The following is an 18,432-nucleotide window of genomic DNA, read 5'->3' on the forward strand; positions in this document are numbered from 1 at the left end:
CGATCGCCTCGCCGCAAGCCGCGTAAATAGGACGGCTTGCCTTGGAATTTCAAGGAAATAACGCCATACGTCGGCGGAATGGCTTCTGACGGGAAGAACTGGACGAAAATGGCCGCGATACGCGCCTATCTCGACTATAATGCCAGTGCGCCGCTGCTTTCTGCGGCGCGCGAGGCCATGGTCGCGGCGTTTGATGCGGCCAATCCCTCGTCGGTCCATGCCGAAGGGCGCGCCGCGCGCAGGCTGATCGACAATGCCAGGCGCGACGTGGCGGCGCTGGTCAACGGCAAGGCCGAACATGTCGTCTTCACTTCGGGCGCGACCGAGGCCGCATCGACGCTTCTGACGCCGGACTGGCAGATGGGGCGCGGCGCCATTCGCATGAGCCGGCTCTACGTGTGCGAGGCCGACCATCCGTGCCTGCTGAATGGTGGACGCTTCCCGGCAGACCTGGTGACGCGGATCGGTGTCGGCGCCGATGGCATCGTCAATCTCGACGCCTTGATGGCGGCGTTGGCCGGTCACGACAAGGCCGATGGCTTGCCCTTGGTCGCGATCCACGCCGCCAACAACGAAACTGGCGTCATCCAGCCGACCGATCGCATCGCGGAGATCGTCAGGGCGGCGGGCGGCATTCTTGTCGTCGACGCGGTCCAGGCCGCGGGCCGCGTTTCCATCGATATGTCGGCTGGATATGCCGACTATGTGATTCTGTCCTCGCACAAGCTCGGCGGCCCCAAGGGCGCTGGCGCCTTCGTTGCCGCTGCCGACCTGATGATGCCGAGGCCGCTGATCAATGGTGGCGGCCAGGAAAAGAGCCACCGTGGCGGCACCGAAAACCTGCCTGGCATCGTCGGTTTTGGCGCCGCTGCGCGGGAAACCCTGGCCGGGCTGAACACCATCGGTGCCGTGCGTCAGCGTCGCGACGAGGTTGAAACCATCATCAAGACCCTGGTGCCGGACGTCGAAATCTTCGGAGCCGGCGCACCAAGGCTTGCCAACACGACATTCTTCGCTATTCCCGGGGTCAAAGCCGAAACCGCCCAGATCGCCTTCGATCTGGCGGGCGTGGCGCTTTCCGCCGGCTCCGCCTGCTCGTCGGGCAAGGTCGGACCGAGCCATGTGCTCAAGGCCATGGGGCACGGTGACAGCCTTGGCGCCCTGCGCGTATCGGTCGGTGCAGAGACCGGCGCCGAGGACATCGAACTGTTCCGCGCCGCGCTGGCAGGCATCGCCGCGCGGATGGCGGGCAGAGAGAAGGCCGCGTAGCGGTTGGAGCATCGGAATCCGATGCTTGAGAAAAACGGATTTGGGCTTCGGCCTTGTAGAGCCGTGCGTTTCATATTGGCCGGGTGAATTTCCGGTCGAGGCGCACTATATGGAACTTACGCTGCCGCGGACGCTGCTCGCGCGTTCATTTGGTGGTGCCATAGTTTGAAAACTGTCGGGCCTTGACCCCGGCGTGGATGGAGAACGCATATGCCTGCTGTGCAGGACACGATCGATCGGGTCCGAAAGATCGACGTCGACCAATACAAATACGGATTCCAGACCGAGATCGCCGTCGACAAGGCTCCCAAGGGCCTGAGCGAAGACATCATCCGTTTCATTTCGGCCAAGAAGGACGAACCGTCCTGGATGCTGGAATGGCGCCTCGAAGCCTATCGCCGCTGGCTGACGCTGGAAGAGCCGACCTGGGCGCGCGTCGACTATCCCAAGATCGATTTCCAGGACATCTACTATTACGCGGCGCCCAAGAGCACGCCAGGACCGACTTCGCTCAGCGACGTCGATCCCGAGATATTGAAGGTTTACGAGAAACTCGGCATTCCGTTGAAGGAGCAGGAAATCCTCGCCGGCGTGCAGAAGACCGACGCCTCGGACCTCGAGGAAGTCAGCGACAACGTCTACAAATCAGGCCGCGTCGCCGTCGACGCCGTGTTCGATTCCGTCTCCGTCGTCACCACCTTCAAGAAGGAACTGGCGCAGGCCGGCGTCATCTTCTGCTCGATCTCGGAAGCGATCCGCGAACATCCGGAGCTGGTGCAGAAATATCTCGGTTCGGTCGTGCCGACCTCCGACAATTTCTACGCCACGCTGAATTCGGCCGTCTTCACCGACGGCTCGTTCGTCTTCGTGCCCAAGGGCGTGCGCTGCCCGATGGAGCTGTCGACCTATTTCCGCATGAACGAGAAGAACACCGGCCAGTTCGAGCGCACGCTGATCATCGCCGAGGAGGGGGCTTACGTTTCCTATCTCGAGGGCTGCACGGCGCCGCAGCGCGACGAGAACCAGCTTCACGCCGCAGTGGTCGAACTGGTCGCGCTCGACGATGCCGAGATCAAATATTCGACGGTGCAGAACTGGTATCCCGGCGATGCCGAGGGCAAGGGCGGCATCTACAACTTCGTCACCAAGCGCGGCGACTGCCGTGGCGACCGTTCGAAGATTTCGTGGACGCAGGTCGAGACCGGCTCGGCGATCACCTGGAAGTACCCGAGCTGCATCCTGCGCGGTGACGATTCCTCGGGTGAGTTCTATTCGATCGCCGTCTCGAACGGCTACCAGCAGGTCGATAGCGGTACCAAGATGATCCATCTCGGCAAGAACACGTCGAGCCGCATCATTTCCAAGGGCATCGCCGCCGGTTTCTCGCAGAACACCTATCGCGGCCAGGTCTCGGCGCACCGCAAGGCGACCAACGCCCGCAACTTTACCAACTGCGACTCGCTGCTGATCGGCGACCAGTGCGGCGCGCATACCGTGCCCTACATGGAAGCCAAGAACTCGACCGCGCAGTTCGAGCATGAAGCGACGACGTCGAAAATATCAGAGGACCAGAAGTTCTACGTCATGCAGCGCGGCATCCCCGAGGAAGAGGCGATCGCGCTGATCGTCAACGGCTTCGTCAAGGACGTCATCCAGCAACTGCCGATGGAATTCGCGGTCGAGGCGCAGAAGCTGATCGGCATCTCGCTGGAAGGCTCGGTGGGCTGACCGGCCCAGACAAATATTCAGGAAACAAAAATGCTTGAGATCAAGAACCTGCATGCCCGCATCGTCGATGACGGCACCGAAATCATCCGTGGCTTGAACCTGACGGTGAAAGCCGGCGAGGTTGCCGCCATCATGGGGCCGAACGGCTCGGGCAAATCGACCCTGTCCTATATCCTCGCCGGCCGCGAGGACTATGAGGTGACCGAGGGCGACATCCTCTACAACGGCCAGTCGATCCTCGAAATGGATCCAGCCGAGCGCGCCACGTCAGGCATCTTCCTCGCCTTCCAGTATCCGATGGAGATACCGGGCGTCGCCACCATGGAATTCCTGAAAGTGGCGATGAACGAGCAGCGCAAGGCGCGTGGCGAGGAGCCGCTGAAAATCCCGGAATTCCTGAAGCGCGTGAAGGAAGCCGCTGCATCGCTCAGCATGGACATGGCGATGCTGAAGCGGCCGCTCAATGTCGGCTTCTCCGGCGGCGAGAAGAAGCGCGCCGAAATCCTGCAGATGAAGCTCCTGGAGCCGAAACTCTGCGTGCTCGACGAGACCGATTCCGGCCTCGACATCGACGCGCTGAAGATTGTCTCGGATGGCGTCAACGCGCTGCGTTCGCCGGACCGGGCTTTCCTGGTCATCACCCATTACCAGCGCCTGCTCGAACACATCGTGCCTGACAGCGTGCACGTGCTCTACAGGGGCCAGGTCATCAAGTCGGGCGACAAGTCGCTGGCGCTCGACCTCGAGGCCAATGGCTATGCCGGTGTGATCGGCGAAGCCGCTTGAGATGCCAAGTCATTTTGTTCCAAAAGACAGGCGAGACTGATGAATATGCACACACAACCGCAGCGGACACCGGCCGAGACGGCGTTGATCGACGCCTTCGGCGACCGGCTGTCGCTGCTGCCGGGTGACGGCGCGGTGATGCTGAAGCGCGACGACGCCATCGAAGCGATCAAGCACGGTCTGCCGACGCGTCGCATCGAGTCCTGGCACTACACCGATCTGCGCCGGCTTTTGAACGCGGTGCCGGACTTCGATCCGGCCGCCGCCGTGAAAGCCATCGCGCCAATCGTCGACGGTTCGACGGTTCTCGCTCTGTTGAACGGCGTGTCGAGCGCCAAGGCGCCGGACGTCGAGGGTGTCAGCGTCCAGCGTCTGTCCGAAAAGCTGACCGACGGCAGCATCGCGCCGGGGCTCGACCCCTATGGCAGTGACGATGCCATTGGTGCGCTGAACACCGCTTTCGTCGCCGACGGCTTTTTCGTCGACATCGCCGATGGCGCCGAACTGGAAAGGCCGGTCGAGCTGCAGAACCTGCAGGCAGGTGGCCAGACCCATGTGCGCTTGCCGGTGCGTGTCGGCGCCGGCGCCAAGGCGGTCATCGTCGAGCGTCAGGCCGGCGAGGGCGCTGCGCTGACGAGCTCGGTCAGCCAGCTCGTGCTCGGCGAGGGCGCCGAGGTGACCTGGTTGATCGTCCAGGAGCAGCCGGAGACGGCGACACACCTGGCGCAGTTCAAGGCCCATATCGGCAAGAATGCGAAACTGACGCTGTTCGTCATGAACGCCGGCGGCAGGCTGGTGCGCCAGGAGATCATGATCAAGACGACGGGCGAAGGCGCCGACTTCAAGCTGCGCGGCATCAATCTTCTGGCCGGCGACACCCACACCGATGTCACCATGGTGCTCGACCACGCCGTGCCGCATACGACATCGACGGAGGTCATCCGCAATGTGGTGACGGGCAAGGCGCGTGGCGTGTTCCAGGGCCGCATCAACGTTCACCAATATGCGCAGAAGACCAACGCCAAGATGGCCTGCAACACGCTGCTTTTGTCGGACGATGGCGAGTTCTCGACCAAGCCGGAGCTCGAAATCTTCGCCGACGACGTCATCTGCGGCCATGGCGCGACTGTCACGGAGATCGACCACGACCATTTGTTCTACCTGATGGCGCGCGGCGTCGACGAAAAGAGCGCGCGGGGGTTGCTCGTGAAGGCGTTCGTGGCGGAAGTGATCGAGGAACTTGACGACGAAGCGATCGTCGAGGCGCTGGAAGCGCGGCTCGATGAATGGTTTGTGACGCATGGGTAATTGGATGAGGCCTCGCCCAGGCGAGCACCCCTCATCCGTCTCGGCGCTTCGCGCCGATCCACCCTCTCCCACAAGGGGAGAAGGTAAAGCACCCTCTTCCTTCTCCCCTTGTGGGAGAAGGTGGCCGCGAAGCGGTCGGATGAGGGGTGCGTGACCGAATGAGGCAATGACGTTGTGATGGACCAGAAGATCGAAACCACCCCCTACGACGTCGAGGCGATCCGCCATGATTTCCCGATCCTGTCGCGCGAAGTCTATGGCAAGCCGCTGGTCTATCTCGACAACGGCGCCTCGGCACAGAAGCCGCAGGTCGTGCTCGATGCGATCCAGCACGCCTATTCCCAGGAATACGCCAACGTTCATCGCGGCCTGCATTTCCTCTCCAATGCCGCCACCGACGCTTATGAGAAGGCGCGGGAAACGGTGCGCCGTTTCCTCAACGCGCCAAGCACCGACAACATCGTCTTCACCTCGAACACGACCTCGGCGATCAACACCGTTGCTTATGGTTATGGCATGCCCAATATCGGCGAGGGCGACGAGATCGTGCTGTCGATCATGGAGCATCATTCCAACATCGTTCCCTGGCATTTCATCCGCGAACGGCAGGGCGCCAAGCTGGTCTGGGTGCCGGTCGACGACCTCGGCGTCTTCCACATCGAGGAATTCGAAAAGCGCCTGACCGACAGGACGAAGCTGGTCGCCATCACGCAGATGTCGAATGCGCTTGGCACGGTGACGCCGATCAAGGAGATTGTCCGGATCGCGCATGCGCGCGGCATTCCCGTACTCGTCGACGGCAGCCAGAGCGCCGTGCACATGGCCGTGGACGTTCAGGATCTCGATTGCGATTTCTTCGTCTTCACCGGCCACAAGGTCTACGGCCCCTCGGGCATCGGCGTGCTCTACGGCAAGAAGGATAGTCTCGCCGGCATGCGGCCCTTCATGGGCGGCGGCGAGATGATCGAGGAAGTGACGGAAGACATCGTCACCTACAACGAGCCGCCGCATCGCTTCGAGGCCGGCACGCCGCCGATCGTCCAGGCGATCGGGCTCGGTGCGGCGCTCGACTACATGGACTCTGTCGGCCGCGAGCGCATCGCGGCGCACGAAGAAGACCTCAAGACCTATGCCCACGAACGCCTGCGCGCCATCAATTCGCTGCGCATCTTCGGTGATGCGCCTGGCAAGGGCGCCATCATCTCCTTCGAGCTGCAAGGTATTCATGCCCATGACGTCTCGATGGTGATAGACAGGCAAGGCGTAGCTGTCCGCGCGGGCACCCATTGCGCGCAGCCGCTGTTGAAACGCTTTGGCGTAACCTCCACATGCAGGGCATCGTTCGGCATGTATAATACCAGGGCCGAAGTCGATGCTTTGGCCGAGGCGCTTGAAAAAGCGCGCAAGTTTTTCGGGTGACGACCATGGATGATGTGAGCACCACCGCAGAGACCGTTTCGGCCGGCAACAGCGTCGTTTCCGCCTCGGCCATCCCCGCGGATGAACTGGCGCGACTGACCGATGACATCGTCTCGGCGCTGAAGACGGTCTACGACCCTGAAATCCCGGCCGACATCTACGAGCTTGGCCTCGTCTACAAGATCGACATCGAGGACGACCGCTCGGTCAAGATCGACATGACGCTGACCGCACCGGGCTGCCCGGTGGCCGGCGAGATGCCTGGCTGGGTGGAAAACGCCGTTGGCGCCGTCGAAGGCGTGTCCGGCGTCGAGGTCAACATGACCTTCGACCCGCCCTGGTCGCCCGACCGCATGTCGGAAGAGGCACAGGTGGCGGTGGGCTGGTATTAGGCTTGAGGCTGAAGGCGTTTAGCTCCAGTCAAATATGATCAGCGCCAGTTTTTCGACGGGCTCGTAAAACAGCACGATCGAATCGGCCCCATGGCTGCGATAGAAATATCCGGGGACCGAGGCGACGTGGACGAAACGATGTCCAGCTCTGCTTGTCGGTATCACTTGGACTTTGCGCCCATCAGGCGTCAACGTTTCCTCGACAGCAAGGTCGAGACTGAAATGCAAATTCCAGAATTCGGCGGCGCCACCGAGTTTCTCGATCAGCGGGTATGGCTCTGGATTGTCGAACTTAAAGCGGCCATCGGGCTCGACACAATGCACGGAGCCCAGCCTCCGATATGTATCGAGACCGTTGCGGTATGACGCCTCTTGCTCTCGGTACTGTTCGCGCAGTTCGACATACTCGTCTCTCAGATCTGCCGTCACCTCTGCTTCGGGCCAATTTGCAAGGAAATAGCGCCTGTCGCCCATGAAGCGGTACCGGTCGCCTTCGACTTTGAAGATGATGCAATTCTCGCCGAGATACGCATTGTGAAACGCCTCGGTGGCGGTGCCGACATAGCCCATGCCCGCCAGCGGCTCGATCGGGCTGACAATATGAACCCACCCCGACCAGTCAGGATTGATGGCATTGAGATCGACTGAAACCAGCGGATGCAGATAGCTTTCTAGGTCCACCTGTTCGGCTATGAAGACATCTTGCGCTGCCGGAAACGGTTTTAGAAAGGCGCTGGGCTTCGTGTAGTCGGCCGCCGCCTGTTTCGGGGCCGATGTCGCGGCCGGCGTGTGGCGTGGCTGGCGCGGATCGGCCAATCCGCCATGCGCCTTGGCGTACTGGACAAAGGCTGCGAAGAAGTCGTTGAAGTCGCCGCTGAATTCGGTGACCGAGACAGCGAGGCCGTCGACACCGAGCGATTTGTTGGCAGATTGTGTCCACCGTGCGCTTCGCGTTAAAGGCAAGCTGCGCGACACTGCCTCGGAAACCTTGACCACAATGAACCTCGAACCTGGGGCCCCCCAGACCGAAAGTTTTTCCACTGCTGCCCAAGGCACCCATGCCGACGACATACGTATGTCTCTGAAGCCTGCGGGCGAGAGCGAAAGAGTTGGCCGGCCTGTTCCGAACAGGCGCCAGACAGCAACCACAAAGCAGGCCGCGAAAAACACCGCGCCCGCCCATCCCGCAAATTGCTTGAAACTCCCGGGAGCTACGCCGGGCAAAAGCCGCCAACCCAAGGCAAGGCCTACGGCGCTCATTCCCAAGGCACCGGCGGCGATCAGGCCCAAACGAATCGGCGATGATCGAAACTCCAAGGGCTGCTGAACATCAATCTGCACCCACACCTCCCACGCTATCCATTGGATATCTCAGATTTGGCGAACCGGAAACAGAGCGATAGTCAAACTGTACCATCGACATAGGTCGCTGCTTCAAATCGACGTGGCCGGGGTTGCACCGACCCACAAACTTCACCATTTTAGGCGATGAATCATTCGGCAGGCCTTGAACCTGCATGGAATGGAAGAGGAAAAAGAATGGGACGCTTTGCCGTCATCACGATGACCGAAAAGGCCGCCGACCGGGTGCGCGAGATCGTTGCCACGCGCGACAACGCGCATGGCATTCGCCTTGGCATCAAGAAGGGCGGCTGCGCCGGCATGGAATACACGGTCGATCTGGTGACCGAGCCCAACACCAAGGACGACCACATCGAGCGCGACGGCGCCCATGTCTATGTCGCGCCCGAGGCCGCCCTTTTCCTGTTTGGCACCGAAATGGATTTCGAGCAGACGACGCTGCGCACCGGCTTCACCTTCCACAATCCGAACCAGAGTTCGGCCTGCGGTTGCGGTGAATCCGTCGAACTGAAGCCGGCCGATCTCAAGGCGCTGGCCGAGGCACGCGCCTCGGCCTGACCTCCCTTCGCCCCGCTACGGGAGAAGGTGGCTCGAAGGGCCGGATGAGGGGCAGCGGTGCCCTCTCGTTAGTTTGTGCGGCCTCATTTGCCTGCCGGCACCTTCACCCCGTGAAGAAAGCTAATCCACCCACATGCCTGTCCGCTTGTGCCAGTCGGCGATCGATTCTTCGGGATAGACGTCGAAGACTTTGTCCTTCGGCCCAACATCAGGCTCGACCCAGTTCGCCTTGTACTTCAGCATCAGATGCACCTTCTCGGGCGGAACGGGCAGGTCGCTGTCGATCGCCGAGGCGAAGGGATGCACCAGATCCGGCCAGGTCGGATCGTAGAGCCAGAGCGCCGACCCGCATTTGCGGCAAAAATTGCGCTCGCCGGTCGAGACCTCGCAACGGGGATGCTCATCGTCCTCGATCTCGGCCCGGTAGACGCCATGATTTCTCTTGCCCCGGATGTTCAACGTTGCGTAATCGGCGCCGAGATTGATGGCGAAACCGCCGCCGCCCTGCTGCTTGCGGCAGATCGAGCAGTAGCAGAGCATGAACGGTACGGGCGTGTGGCTTTCCACCTCGAAACGCACGGCGTTGCAGCGACAGGATCCTTTGAGCAGAAGCGGCATGACGAAACGACTCCGACGGAATGTTCACAACCTGTCAGCATGATTTCGGCTGCGCGATGACAATGTCAAATGCCGGTGACATGATCGCGGCATGGACAATGAACGCATCGCCGAACTTTTCGAAGGCCTGGGCCCGGTCAGCATCCGCAAACTCTTCGGCGGCAAGGGCATCTATTTCGACGATGTCATCATCGCCGTTGTCATTCGCGGTGAATTGCTGCTGAAAGCCGACGAGCAGAGCGTGCCCGATTTCGAGGCCGCCGGCTGCCGGCAATGGACCTATACCGGCACGCGCCACGGCAAGCTCGTCGCCATGCCCTACTGGAGCATTCCCGACAGTGCCTTCGACGATCCCGACGAGATGACGGTGTGGGCGCGGCGGGCTTACGAGGCCGGACGACGGGCGGGAAAGTAGATATAGGCAGGGCACCAGGCCGCCCCCTCATCCGGCCGCTTCGCGGCCACCTTCTCCCCAAGGGGAGAAGAGGTCGACGTCGGCGGCGCCAACTCCTCTCCCCTCGGGGAGAGGTCGGATTGCCCGGAATTGCTCTTAGCAATTTGGTCTTGGCAATTCGGTCTTGGCAATCCGGGTGAGGGAGCCTTCGCCGCGCGACCCTAAAGCGCCTTGGCTATCTTCGCCGCCAGCCTTGCATTGTTCTCGACCAGCGCGATGTTGGTCTTCAGGCTGCGGCCGCCCGTGAGTTCGAGGATTTTTCCCAGCAGGAACGGCGTCACCGCCTTGCCGGTGACGTTGAGGGCTTCGGCGGCCTTCTGCGCGGCTTCGATGTAGCCGGCCATTTCTTCAGCGGGGATTTCGTGGTTTTCCGGCACCGGATTGGCGACCAGCAAGCCGCCGCCAAGTCCCAGAGCCATGCGCGTCTGGTAGAAATGCGCGATGTCTTCCGGCCTGTGCAAGGTCAATGGCGCGCGGAACGGCGACTGCCGCGACCAGAAGGCGGGCATCGTCTCGCAGCCATGGCCGATGACGGGCACACCGCGCGTCTCCAGCACCTCCAGCGTCTTTTCGATGTCCAGAATGGCCTTGGCGCCGGCCGAGACGACGATGACCGGCGTGCGCGCCAGTTCGTCGAGGTCGGCCGAGATGTCGAAGCTCTTTTCCGCGCCCTTGTGCACGCCGCCAATGCCACCGGTGGCGAATACCCTTATCCCGACCATGTCAGCAGCGATCATGGTGGCGGCGACCGTGGTGCCTCCGGTGCGGCCTTGCGCGACGGCGAAGCCGAGATCGGCGCGCGACAATTTCATGGCGTCACCCGTCATCGCCAGCGATTCGCGTTCGCCGTCCGAAAGCCCGACCTTGATGCGGCCGTTGACCACGGCGATCGTCGCTGGCACGGCGCCGCCGTCAGCGATGATTTTTTCGACATTGGCCGCCATGGCGCCATTGTCGGGATAGGGCATGCCATGGGTGATGATGGTGCTTTCGAGCGCCACCACAGGACGCCCGGCGGCCAGGGCCTGCGCCACAGGCGCATGGATATCGATGAAAGGGCGGGCGGTCTCTGGCGTCATTTCTGATCTCCAATCCGGAATACGGCGCATCCATCAGGAAAGCGTAAGCTTTGCTGCGGCGTCATGAATTTGCCGGTCTCATGCCACTTCCCTGGCATCCGGCACAAGGGCCAGCGCTTCCGCGAAGCTCGCCGGGGAGAATTCGGGCACCGCATTGGCGCTCTCAATGGTCAGCGTCGCCGCCGCGACGCCTTCGCGCAGGGCCTGGCGCAGCGGCAGGCCGCGCAGCAGCGCCGCGACCGTCGCACCCGCGAGCGCGTCGCCGGCGCCGGTGACATCGGCGACTTTTCTGGGAGCTGGCGGCAGGATCGAAAAAGCGCCTGTGCTGTCGAAACCCAGCACAGGGCCACTGCCTGCCGTGACCACGCCGCTGGCAAGACCGCTGCATCGCAACCCGTCGATCATCTCCCGCTCGGCGGCATCTGCATTGCCGCCAGCCAGCGCAACGGCCTCCCGCCGGTTCATGAAGAGTTGGGCCAGCCCGCCGAGCACCGGTATCAGCCGCGTCACCTTGGCCGGCGAAATCGCGATGGCGAAAACCGGTTTGCCGGCGGCGAGCGACAGCAACCCCTGCAGTGCGGCCGACGGCAGGTTGGCGTCGCACAGGATGGCATCGGCGGCAGCCACCTCCTGGCGGATCTTGGAACGCCTGATCTGTTTGGGAAAGGCCAGGTCGTACAGCGCCATATCGGCAAAGCCGACGATCAATTCGCCCTCGCGGTCGATCAGGGCCGTGTAGCTCGGCGTGGTACGGTCGAGGAATACCGCCGAAAGATCGGCGATGCCTGCCTCGGCGATGGCCCGTGAAACCGTATCGGCTGATGCATCGCCGCCGCGCACCGAAAGCAGAGACGCGGAGAGGCCGCGCCGCACCATGCCGCGCAGGGCGTTGAAGACGCCACCGCCGACATCCTCGCGCATCGTGCCGGGATTGGAGGCGGCCGGCACGTAAGGGCCGGATACCTGGCCACGCCGGTCGATATGGGCGCCGCCCACGGCCAGTATCTTCACTGATTTCACCATGGCGGCGATATGACCTTTGTTGTTGTAGCCGCACAAGCGCTAGAGTGCGCGACAGAGCTTCGCACGCAAGACGGCGATTCGGCCGGCCGGAATGCTGGGGCCGGCTGGCCCAATGCGGAGCCAGATCCTGACCGGCTTGGCAAGACAAAAAAAGAACAAATCCGGATATCGCTTGTTTTTCAACCGGTTGTCACCCCTTGCCAAATGAGAACAAAAAAGGTACAAAATGCCAGGGATTACGGATTGTCCGGCCTTCATTGACGACCAAGGGGTGATGTATCATGGCTCAGAATTCTTTGCGGCTGGTAGAGGATAAGGCAGTGGACAAATCAAAGGCTCTGGATGCGGCGCTGTCGCAAATCGAGCGGGCTTTCGGCAAGGGCTCGATCATGCGGCTCGGCGCCAACGAGCAGGTCGTCGAGATCGAAACGGTGCCGACCGGTTCGCTCGGCCTCGACATCGCGCTCGGCGTCGGTGGCCTGCCGCGCGGCCGCATCATCGAGATCTACGGGCCGGAAAGCTCGGGCAAGACGACGCTGGCCCTGCATACCGTGGCCGAAGCCCAGAAGAAGGGCGGCATCTGCGCCTTCGTCGATGCCGAACACGCGCTCGATCCGGTCTATGCCCGCAAGCTCGGTGTCGATCTTGAAAACCTGCTGATCTCGCAGCCCGACACCGGCGAGCAGGCGCTGGAGATCTGCGACACGCTGGTGCGCTCCGGCGCCATCGACGTGCTGGTGGTCGATTCGGTGGCGGCCCTGACGCCGCGTGCCGAAATCGAGGGCGAGATGGGCGATTCGCTGCCCGGCCTGCAAGCCCGCCTGATGAGCCAGGCGCTGCGCAAGCTCACCGCATCGATCTCGCGCTCCAACACCATGGTCATCTTCATCAACCAGATCCGCATGAAGATCGGCGTCATGTTCGGCTCGCCCGAAACGACGACCGGCGGCAACGCGCTGAAATTCTATGCTTCCGTACGTCTCGACATCCGCCGTATCGGCTCGGTCAAGGATCGCGACGAAGTCGTCGGCAACCAGACCCGCGTCAAGGTGGTCAAGAACAAGCTGGCGCCGCCCTTCAAGGTGGTCGAATTCGACATCATGTATGGCGAGGGCGTCTCCAAGACCGGCGAACTGGTCGATCTCGGCGTCAAGGCCGGCGTGGTCGAGAAGTCGGGCGCCTGGTTCTCCTACAATTCGCAACGTCTCGGCCAGGGCCGCGAGAATGCGAAACTGTTCCTGCGCGACAATCCCGACACTGCGCGCGAGATAGAACTGGCGCTCAGGCAGAATGCCGGACTGATCGCCGAAAAATTCCTCGAGAATGGTGGTTCAGAGGGCAATGGCGATGACGGTTTTGAGGACGAAGCCGGCGCGATGTAGGGCAGCGCCAGAGTTTGGCCATAAATCCAGCCTATTATCCGATGCTTAAGTAACAGAGTTCTTTAGTACCGCGTTCAAAACCGCCGGCCTTCGCGCCGGCGGTTTTCGTTTGCGTGCCCGCGCAAATGCCGGTGCGAAGCGTGAATTGGCCCAATTCCGTGTTTCTGGACAGGGTCAAGAGCTACGGCTAAAAGGCCAACTCCATCTTCTAGAAAACACTGAGCCATCTCCCGCCGGTCTGGCCGGCGGCTCTCTTGAAAAGGCAGTATCCATGAGTGGCGTGAACGAGATCCGGTCGACCTTTCTCGACTATTTCCGCAAGGAAGGCCACGAGGTCGTGGCCTCGAGCCCGCTCGTGCCGCGCAACGATCCGACCTTGATGTTCACCAATGCCGGCATGGTGCAGTTCAAGAACGTCTTCACCGGTTTGGAGAAGCGGCCTTATTCGCGTGCCACCACGGCCCAGAAAAGCGTTCGCGCCGGCGGCAAGCACAACGATCTCGACAATGTCGGCTATACCGCGCGCCACCTGACCTTCTTCGAGATGCTCGGCAATTTTTCCTTCGGCGACTATTTCAAGGAGCGCGCCATCGAGCTTGCCTGGAACCTCATCACCAGGGAGTTCGGGCTGAAGAAGGACAAGCTGCTGGTCACCGTCTATCACACGGACGATGAGGCGGCCGGCTTCTGGAAGAAGATCGCCGGTTTTTCCGACGATCGCATCATCCGCATCGCGACCTCGGACAATTTCTGGGCGATGGGCGACACGGGACCCTGCGGCCCCTGCTCGGAAATCTTCATCGACCGTGGCGAGCACATCTGGGGCGGCCCGCCCGGCAGTCCGGAGGAGGACGGCGACCGGTTCCTCGAATTCTGGAACCTGGTGTTCATGCAGTATGAGCAGGTGACGAAAGAGGAGCGCGTCGACCTGCCGCGTCCGTCGATCGACACCGGCATGGGCCTGGAGCGCATGGCATCCATCCTGCAAGGGGTGGAAAGCGTCTTCGAGACCGACCTGTTCCGTCATTTGATCGATGCGGCGTCCTCCGCGCTTGGGCGCGCGCCCGACGCGGAAACGGTTGCGTCCTATCGCGTCATTGCCGATCACCTGCGCTCATCCTCCTTCCTGGTTGCCGACGGTGTGCTGCCGTCGAATGAAGGCCGCGGCTATGTGCTGCGCCGCATCATGCGCCGCGCCATGCGCCATGCGCAGCTGCTCGGCGCCCGCGATCCGTTGATGTGGAAACTGGTGCCGGCCTTGGTGCGCGAGATGGGCCAGGCCTATCCGGAACTGGTCCGCGGCGAAACGATGATTACCGAGACCCTGAAACTCGAGGAGACCCGCTTCCGCAAGACGCTGGTGCGCGGCCTCGGACTGCTGTCCGAGGCGACGGAGAAGCTCGGCGCCGGCGACATGCTGGATGGCGAGACCGCATTCAAGCTCTACGACACCTATGGCTTCCCGCTCGACCTGACGCAGGACGCGCTGCGGCAGCGCAGCATTTCGGTCGATCTTGCCGGGTTCACCAGTGCGATGGAGCAGCAAAAGGCGGAGGCGCGTAAGCACTGGGCCGGGTCCGGCGAGGCCGCCACCGAGACGGTTTGGTTCTCCGTGCGTGAAAAGACGGGCGCCACCGAATTCCTCGGCTACGAAACCGAGCAGGCCGAAGGCCTCATCCAGGCTCTGGTCAAGGACGGCAAGACCGTCGACAGCGCCGCCAAGGGCGATGCGGTCGCCGTGGTCGTCAACCAGACGCCGTTCTATGGCGAATCCGGCGGCCAGATGGGCGACACCGGCGTCATCTCGGGTGAGGGGTTCTCGGTCGAGATCTCCGATACGCAGAAGAAGGCCGACGGTCTGTTCGTGCATCTGGGCAAGGTGGCGAGCGGCACGGTCAAGACGGGGGCCGCGGTCGAACTGAAGGTTGATCATGCCAGGCGTTCCAGGCTGCGCGCCAACCACTCCGCGACGCATCTGATCCATGAGGCGCTGCGCGAGGTGCTGGGCACTCATGTCGCGCAAAAAGGCTCGCTGGTCGCGCCGGAGCGTCTGCGCTTCGATATCTCGCACAACAAGCCGATTTCAGCCGAGGAGCTCGAAGAGGTCGAGCGCATGGCCAACGAGATCGTCGTCCAGAACAGCCCGGTGACCACGCGCCTGATGTCGGTCGACGACGCCATCGCCGAAGGCGCCATGGCGCTGTTTGGCGAGAAGTATGGCGATGAGGTGCGCGTCGTGTCGATGGGCACGGGCGTTCACGGCGCCAAGGCCAACCGGCCCTACTCGGTCGAGCTCTGCGGCGGCACGCATGTCAGGGCGACCGGTGATATCGGCATGGTGCGCATCGTCTCGGACGGTGCGGTCGCCGCGGGCGTGCGCCGCATCGAGGCGTTGACCGGCGAAGCCGCGCGCAAACATCTCGATGAGCAGGACCGGCGGCTGAAGGCGGCCGCCGCCACGCTGAAGATCTCGCCGGCGGATGTGCCAGCCCGTGTCGAAGCGCTGCTCGAGGAGCGCAAGAAGCTCGAGAAGGACCTGACCGAAGCGCGCAAGAAGCTGGCGCTCGGGGGCGGGTCGCCTGCCGATGCCCCGGCCGCCAACGAGATCGTGGCTGGCGTCGGCTTCCTCGGCAAGGCGGTTTCAGGGGTCTCGCCGAAGGACCTGAAGCCGCTGGCCGACGCAGGCAAGACTTCGTTGGGCTCTGGCGTCGTCGTGTTCGTTGGCGCCGGCGAGGACAACAAGGCGAGCGTCGTGGTTGCCGTGACCGATGATCTCGTCAGCCGCTTCAGCGCCGTCGACCTGGTGCGCGTTGCCTCCGCCGCATTGGGCGGGCAGGGCGGCGGCGGCCGCCCCGACATGGCCCAGGCCGGTGGTCCGGATGCCTCGAAGGCTAATGATGCGATAGCGGCGGTGAAGGCGGCGCTGGAAGCAGCCTAGCGAATTTAGGCAGGCGCTAGCCGTGCCAACGAGCTAGTCCGAGGCTGGCAGGACAGCGCCTGCCTCTGTCCTGCCGGACCGAGGGTGCTGTCCACGGTTATCCCGATACTTGTCAACCAACCTTTTCGGTGTGGGCAAAGCTTGGGCGGGCAGCCACGCGCGCATACCACTCCTGGACCAGTGCAAACCGCGCCAGCAAGTCGCGCCCCTCGATGACCTTGACGAAATAGCCAATCATCGGCGCCGCATGCAGGTCGGCCAGCGTCAGCTGGTCGCCAAGCAGCCAAGGCCCTTGTGCCTTCAGCGACGTCAGCACCCCGAGCACCGTTTCGGCCTGGCGCAGCCCGTCGGCGATCAGCGCCTCGTCGGGCGCCTCCTTCTCCAGCCGCTCGACGGCAACATCCCAGACCATCGACCTGTAGCCATAGGCATCGAGCATACCTGTCATCTGGCCCATCCTCGCTCGGCCCCGCGCATCGGCCGGCTGCAGCGCCGGCCCCTCGAAAGCCTCATCGACATAGCGCGCGATCGCATTCGTCTCGAAGAGCCGGAACCCGTCATGTTCGAAGGCCGGGATGCGGCCGAACGGGTGATGTTCCAGATACCAGGCGGGAATGCCGTCGGTGGCGAAGACATCGAGCGGCACCAGCTCGTAGTCGATGCCTTTCTCCTCCAGCGCCATCCGCGCGATGCGCACATATACACTGTAGTCCGCGCCGTAGAGGATTGGCTTGGTCATGCTGTCAGCCCTTCGCATGCGCCGGCCCAAAAAGCGAAGGCTCCTTTCGGAGCCTTCGGCATTTGGAACCGCGGGTACTTACGTCATCGCCTTCTGCAAATTCTCGTCGATCTTGTCGAGGAAGCCGGTGGTGGAGAGCCAGGGCTGGTCGGGGCCGATCAGGAGCGACAGGTCCTTGGTCATGAAGCCGGACTCGACGGTCTGGATGCAGACCTTTTCCAACGTCTCGGCAAAACGCTTGAGCTCGGAATTGTCGTCAAGCTTAGCGCGGTGCGCGAGACCCCGCGTCCAGGCGAAGATCGAGGCGATCGAATTGGTCGAGGTTTCCTCGCCCTTCTGGTGCTGGCGGTAGTGGCGGGTGACGGTGCCGTGCGCGGCTTCGGCTTCGACGGTCTTGCCATCCGGCGTCATCAGCACCGAGGTCATCAGGCCGAGCGAGCCAAAGCCTTGCGCCACCGTGTCGGACTGGACGTCGCCGTCATAGTTCTTGCAGGCCCAGACATAGCCGCCCGACCATTTCAGGCTCGACGCCACCATGTCGTCGATCAGGCGGTGTTCGTACCACAGCTTCTTCGACTTGAACTCGGCCTCGAATTCAGCCTCGTAGACCTCCTGGAAGATATCCTTGAAGCGGCCGTCATAGGCCTTGAGGATGGTGTTCTTGGTCGACAGGTAGACCGGATAGTTGCGCAGCAGGCCGTAATTCAGCGACGCCCGGGCGAATTCGCGGATCGACTCGTCGAGATTGTACATGGCCATGGCGACACCGGCGCCGGGCGCGTCGAACACGTCGTGCTCGATCACCTGGCCGTCCTCGCCGACGAACTTGATCGTCAGCTTGCCCTTGCCGGGGAAACGGAAATCGGTGGCGCGGTACTGGTCGCCGAAGGCGTGACGGCCGACGATGATCGGCTTGGTCCAGCCGGGCACCAGTCGCGGCACGTTCTTCATGATGATCGGCTCGCGGAAGATGGTGCCGCCCAAAATGTTGCGGATGGTGCCGTTCGGCGACTTCCACATCTTCTTCAGCTTGAATTCCTCGACGCGCTGCTCGTCGGGGGTGATGGTCGCGCATTTGACGCCGACGCCGTATTTCTTGATGGCATTGGCCGAATCGATGGTCACTTGGTCGTTGGTTGCGTCGCGGTGCTCGATGCCGAGGTCGTAATATTCGAGCTTGAGGTCGAGATAAGGGTGGATCAGCTTGTCCTTGATGAACTGCCAGATGATGCGGGTCATCTCGTCGCCGTCGAGTTCGACGACCGGGTTCGCCACCTTGATCTTCGCCATGGAAAGAATGCCTCGTTGCTGGGATTGGGACGGCCTTGCCCGCGTGGCGTTGGCCGGGGGATGCCGCCCGTATATCAAAGCGCTTTT

Annotated in this window: 16 protein-coding genes; 10 read left to right on the forward strand and 6 right to left on the reverse strand. The window is 62.4% G+C overall.

Features of this window, described 5'->3' with window-relative positions:
• The first annotated feature begins 108 nt into the window (after positions 1-108).
• The 6 genes from EN850_RS03215 (at position 109) to EN850_RS03240 (ending at position 6,902) form a co-directional block, all read left to right on the forward strand.
• A complete protein-coding gene (locus EN850_RS03215) occupies positions 109-1,269 on the forward strand; it encodes a cysteine desulfurase family protein (protein WP_136090625.1) in 1,161 nt (386 codons plus the stop codon).
• 210 nt (positions 1,270-1,479) lie between these two features.
• Positions 1,480-2,997: a Fe-S cluster assembly protein SufB gene (gene sufB, locus EN850_RS03220; protein WP_127279010.1), complete on the forward strand. Its 1,518-nt coding sequence runs from the start codon at positions 1,480-1,482 to the stop codon at positions 2,995-2,997.
• 30 nt (positions 2,998-3,027) lie between these two features.
• Complete coding sequence (sufC, locus tag EN850_RS03225) at positions 3,028-3,783, forward strand: Fe-S cluster assembly ATPase SufC (RefSeq protein WP_127279011.1); 756 nt, start codon at positions 3,028-3,030, stop codon at positions 3,781-3,783.
• Positions 3,784-3,822: 39 nt separating this feature from the next.
• Positions 3,823-5,091 (forward strand): Fe-S cluster assembly protein SufD, encoded by a 1,269-nt coding sequence (gene sufD, locus EN850_RS03230; RefSeq protein WP_136090626.1) that lies wholly within the window; start codon positions 3,823-3,825, stop codon positions 5,089-5,091.
• Positions 5,092-5,268: 177 nt separating this feature from the next.
• Entirely contained in the window at positions 5,269-6,510 is a 1,242-nt protein-coding gene (locus tag EN850_RS03235; protein ID WP_136090627.1) for a cysteine desulfurase, read from the forward strand.
• A 5-nt stretch (positions 6,511-6,515) separates the two neighbouring features.
• The gene (locus tag EN850_RS03240) at positions 6,516-6,902 is read left to right on the forward strand and encodes an SUF system Fe-S cluster assembly protein (protein WP_136090628.1); all 387 of its coding nucleotides are present in this window, start codon (positions 6,516-6,518) and stop codon (positions 6,900-6,902) included.
• 18 nt (positions 6,903-6,920) lie between these two features.
• Here EN850_RS03240 and EN850_RS03245 read toward each other — a convergent pair whose 3' ends face one another.
• Positions 6,921-8,243, reverse strand: coding sequence for an STM3941 family protein (locus tag EN850_RS03245; RefSeq protein WP_136090629.1), 1,323 nt, complete (start codon positions 8,241-8,243; stop codon positions 6,921-6,923).
• 198 nt (positions 8,244-8,441) lie between these two features.
• Between EN850_RS03245 and sufA the strand changes: the two genes are divergently transcribed.
• Complete coding sequence (gene sufA / locus EN850_RS03250; RefSeq protein WP_013532156.1) at positions 8,442-8,822, forward strand: Fe-S cluster assembly scaffold SufA; 381 nt, start codon at positions 8,442-8,444, stop codon at positions 8,820-8,822.
• 120 nt (positions 8,823-8,942) lie between these two features.
• Here sufA and EN850_RS03255 read toward each other — a convergent pair whose 3' ends face one another.
• Positions 8,943-9,440, reverse strand: a complete 498-nt coding sequence (locus EN850_RS03255; RefSeq protein WP_136090630.1) for a GFA family protein — start codon at positions 9,438-9,440, stop codon at positions 8,943-8,945.
• Between the two features lie 91 nt (positions 9,441-9,531).
• On the opposite strand from EN850_RS03255, the gene EN850_RS03260 reads away from it, so the two are divergent.
• Positions 9,532-9,855 carry a TfoX/Sxy family protein gene (locus tag EN850_RS03260; RefSeq protein WP_136090631.1) on the forward strand — a complete coding sequence of 108 codons (324 nt, stop codon included), beginning with the start codon at positions 9,532-9,534 and terminating at the stop codon, positions 9,853-9,855.
• A 200-nt stretch (positions 9,856-10,055) separates the two neighbouring features.
• Here EN850_RS03260 and EN850_RS03265 read toward each other — a convergent pair whose 3' ends face one another.
• Both EN850_RS03265 and EN850_RS03270 read right to left on the reverse strand, forming a co-directional pair.
• Positions 10,056-10,973 (reverse strand): pseudouridine-5'-phosphate glycosidase, encoded by a 918-nt coding sequence (locus tag EN850_RS03265; protein WP_136090632.1) that lies wholly within the window; start codon positions 10,971-10,973, stop codon positions 10,056-10,058.
• Between the two features lie 78 nt (positions 10,974-11,051).
• On the reverse strand, positions 11,052-11,996 hold the full coding sequence (locus tag EN850_RS03270; RefSeq protein ID WP_136090633.1) for a carbohydrate kinase family protein: 945 nt from the start codon (positions 11,994-11,996) through the stop codon (positions 11,052-11,054).
• Positions 11,997-12,277: 281 nt separating this feature from the next.
• Between EN850_RS03270 and recA the strand changes: the two genes are divergently transcribed.
• Together recA and alaS are read left to right on the forward strand one after the other, a co-directional pair.
• Positions 12,278-13,378 carry a recombinase RecA gene (gene recA / locus EN850_RS03275; protein WP_013895892.1) on the forward strand — a complete coding sequence of 367 codons (1,101 nt, stop codon included), beginning with the start codon at positions 12,278-12,280 and terminating at the stop codon, positions 13,376-13,378.
• Positions 13,379-13,649: 271 nt separating this feature from the next.
• On the forward strand, positions 13,650-16,316 hold the full coding sequence (gene alaS, locus EN850_RS03280; protein ID WP_136090634.1) for an alanine--tRNA ligase: 2,667 nt from the start codon (positions 13,650-13,652) through the stop codon (positions 16,314-16,316).
• A gap of 112 nt (positions 16,317-16,428) precedes the next feature.
• Here the strand turns inward: alaS and EN850_RS03285 are convergent, their stop codons facing one another.
• Together EN850_RS03285 and EN850_RS03290 are read right to left on the reverse strand one after the other, a co-directional pair.
• The gene (locus EN850_RS03285) at positions 16,429-17,055 is read right to left on the reverse strand and encodes a glutathione S-transferase family protein (protein WP_127279227.1); all 627 of its coding nucleotides are present in this window, start codon (positions 17,053-17,055) and stop codon (positions 16,429-16,431) included.
• Between the two features lie 78 nt (positions 17,056-17,133).
• Positions 17,134-18,345, reverse strand: coding sequence for an NADP-dependent isocitrate dehydrogenase (locus EN850_RS03290; RefSeq protein WP_136090635.1), 1,212 nt, complete (start codon positions 18,343-18,345; stop codon positions 17,134-17,136).
• Between the last annotated feature and the right edge of the window lie 87 nt (positions 18,346-18,432).

The organism is Mesorhizobium sp. M8A.F.Ca.ET.207.01.1.1 (assembly GCF_004794715.1).
GTDB lineage: Bacteria > Pseudomonadota > Alphaproteobacteria > Rhizobiales > Rhizobiaceae > Mesorhizobium.

Coding starts and splice junctions, on each gene's coding strand:
- recA (WP_013895892.1), top strand. CDS start 12,278: ATGGCTCAGAATTCTTTGCGGCTGGTAGAGGATAAGGCAGTGGACAAA.
- EN850_RS03255 (WP_136090630.1), bottom strand. CDS start 9,440: ATGCCGCTTCTGCTCAAAGGATCCTGTCGCTGCAACGCCGTGCGTTTC.
- EN850_RS03215 (WP_136090625.1), top strand. CDS start 109: ATGGCCGCGATACGCGCCTATCTCGACTATAATGCCAGTGCGCCGCTG.
- sufA (WP_013532156.1), top strand. CDS start 8,442: ATGGGACGCTTTGCCGTCATCACGATGACCGAAAAGGCCGCCGACCGG.
- EN850_RS03240 (WP_136090628.1), top strand. CDS start 6,516: ATGGATGATGTGAGCACCACCGCAGAGACCGTTTCGGCCGGCAACAGC.
- alaS (WP_136090634.1), top strand. CDS start 13,650: ATGAGTGGCGTGAACGAGATCCGGTCGACCTTTCTCGACTATTTCCGC.
- sufC (WP_127279011.1), top strand. CDS start 3,028: ATGCTTGAGATCAAGAACCTGCATGCCCGCATCGTCGATGACGGCACC.
- EN850_RS03265 (WP_136090632.1), bottom strand. CDS start 10,973: ATGACGCCAGAGACCGCCCGCCCTTTCATCGATATCCATGCGCCTGTG.
- sufD (WP_136090626.1), top strand. CDS start 3,823: ATGAATATGCACACACAACCGCAGCGGACACCGGCCGAGACGGCGTTG.
- EN850_RS03290 (WP_136090635.1), bottom strand. CDS start 18,345: ATGGCGAAGATCAAGGTGGCGAACCCGGTCGTCGAACTCGACGGCGAC.
- EN850_RS03260 (WP_136090631.1), top strand. CDS start 9,532: ATGGACAATGAACGCATCGCCGAACTTTTCGAAGGCCTGGGCCCGGTC.
- sufB (WP_127279010.1), top strand. CDS start 1,480: ATGCCTGCTGTGCAGGACACGATCGATCGGGTCCGAAAGATCGACGTC.
- EN850_RS03235 (WP_136090627.1), top strand. CDS start 5,269: ATGGACCAGAAGATCGAAACCACCCCCTACGACGTCGAGGCGATCCGC.
- EN850_RS03270 (WP_136090633.1), bottom strand. CDS start 11,996: ATGGTGAAATCAGTGAAGATACTGGCCGTGGGCGGCGCCCATATCGAC.
- EN850_RS03285 (WP_127279227.1), bottom strand. CDS start 17,055: ATGACCAAGCCAATCCTCTACGGCGCGGACTACAGTGTATATGTGCGC.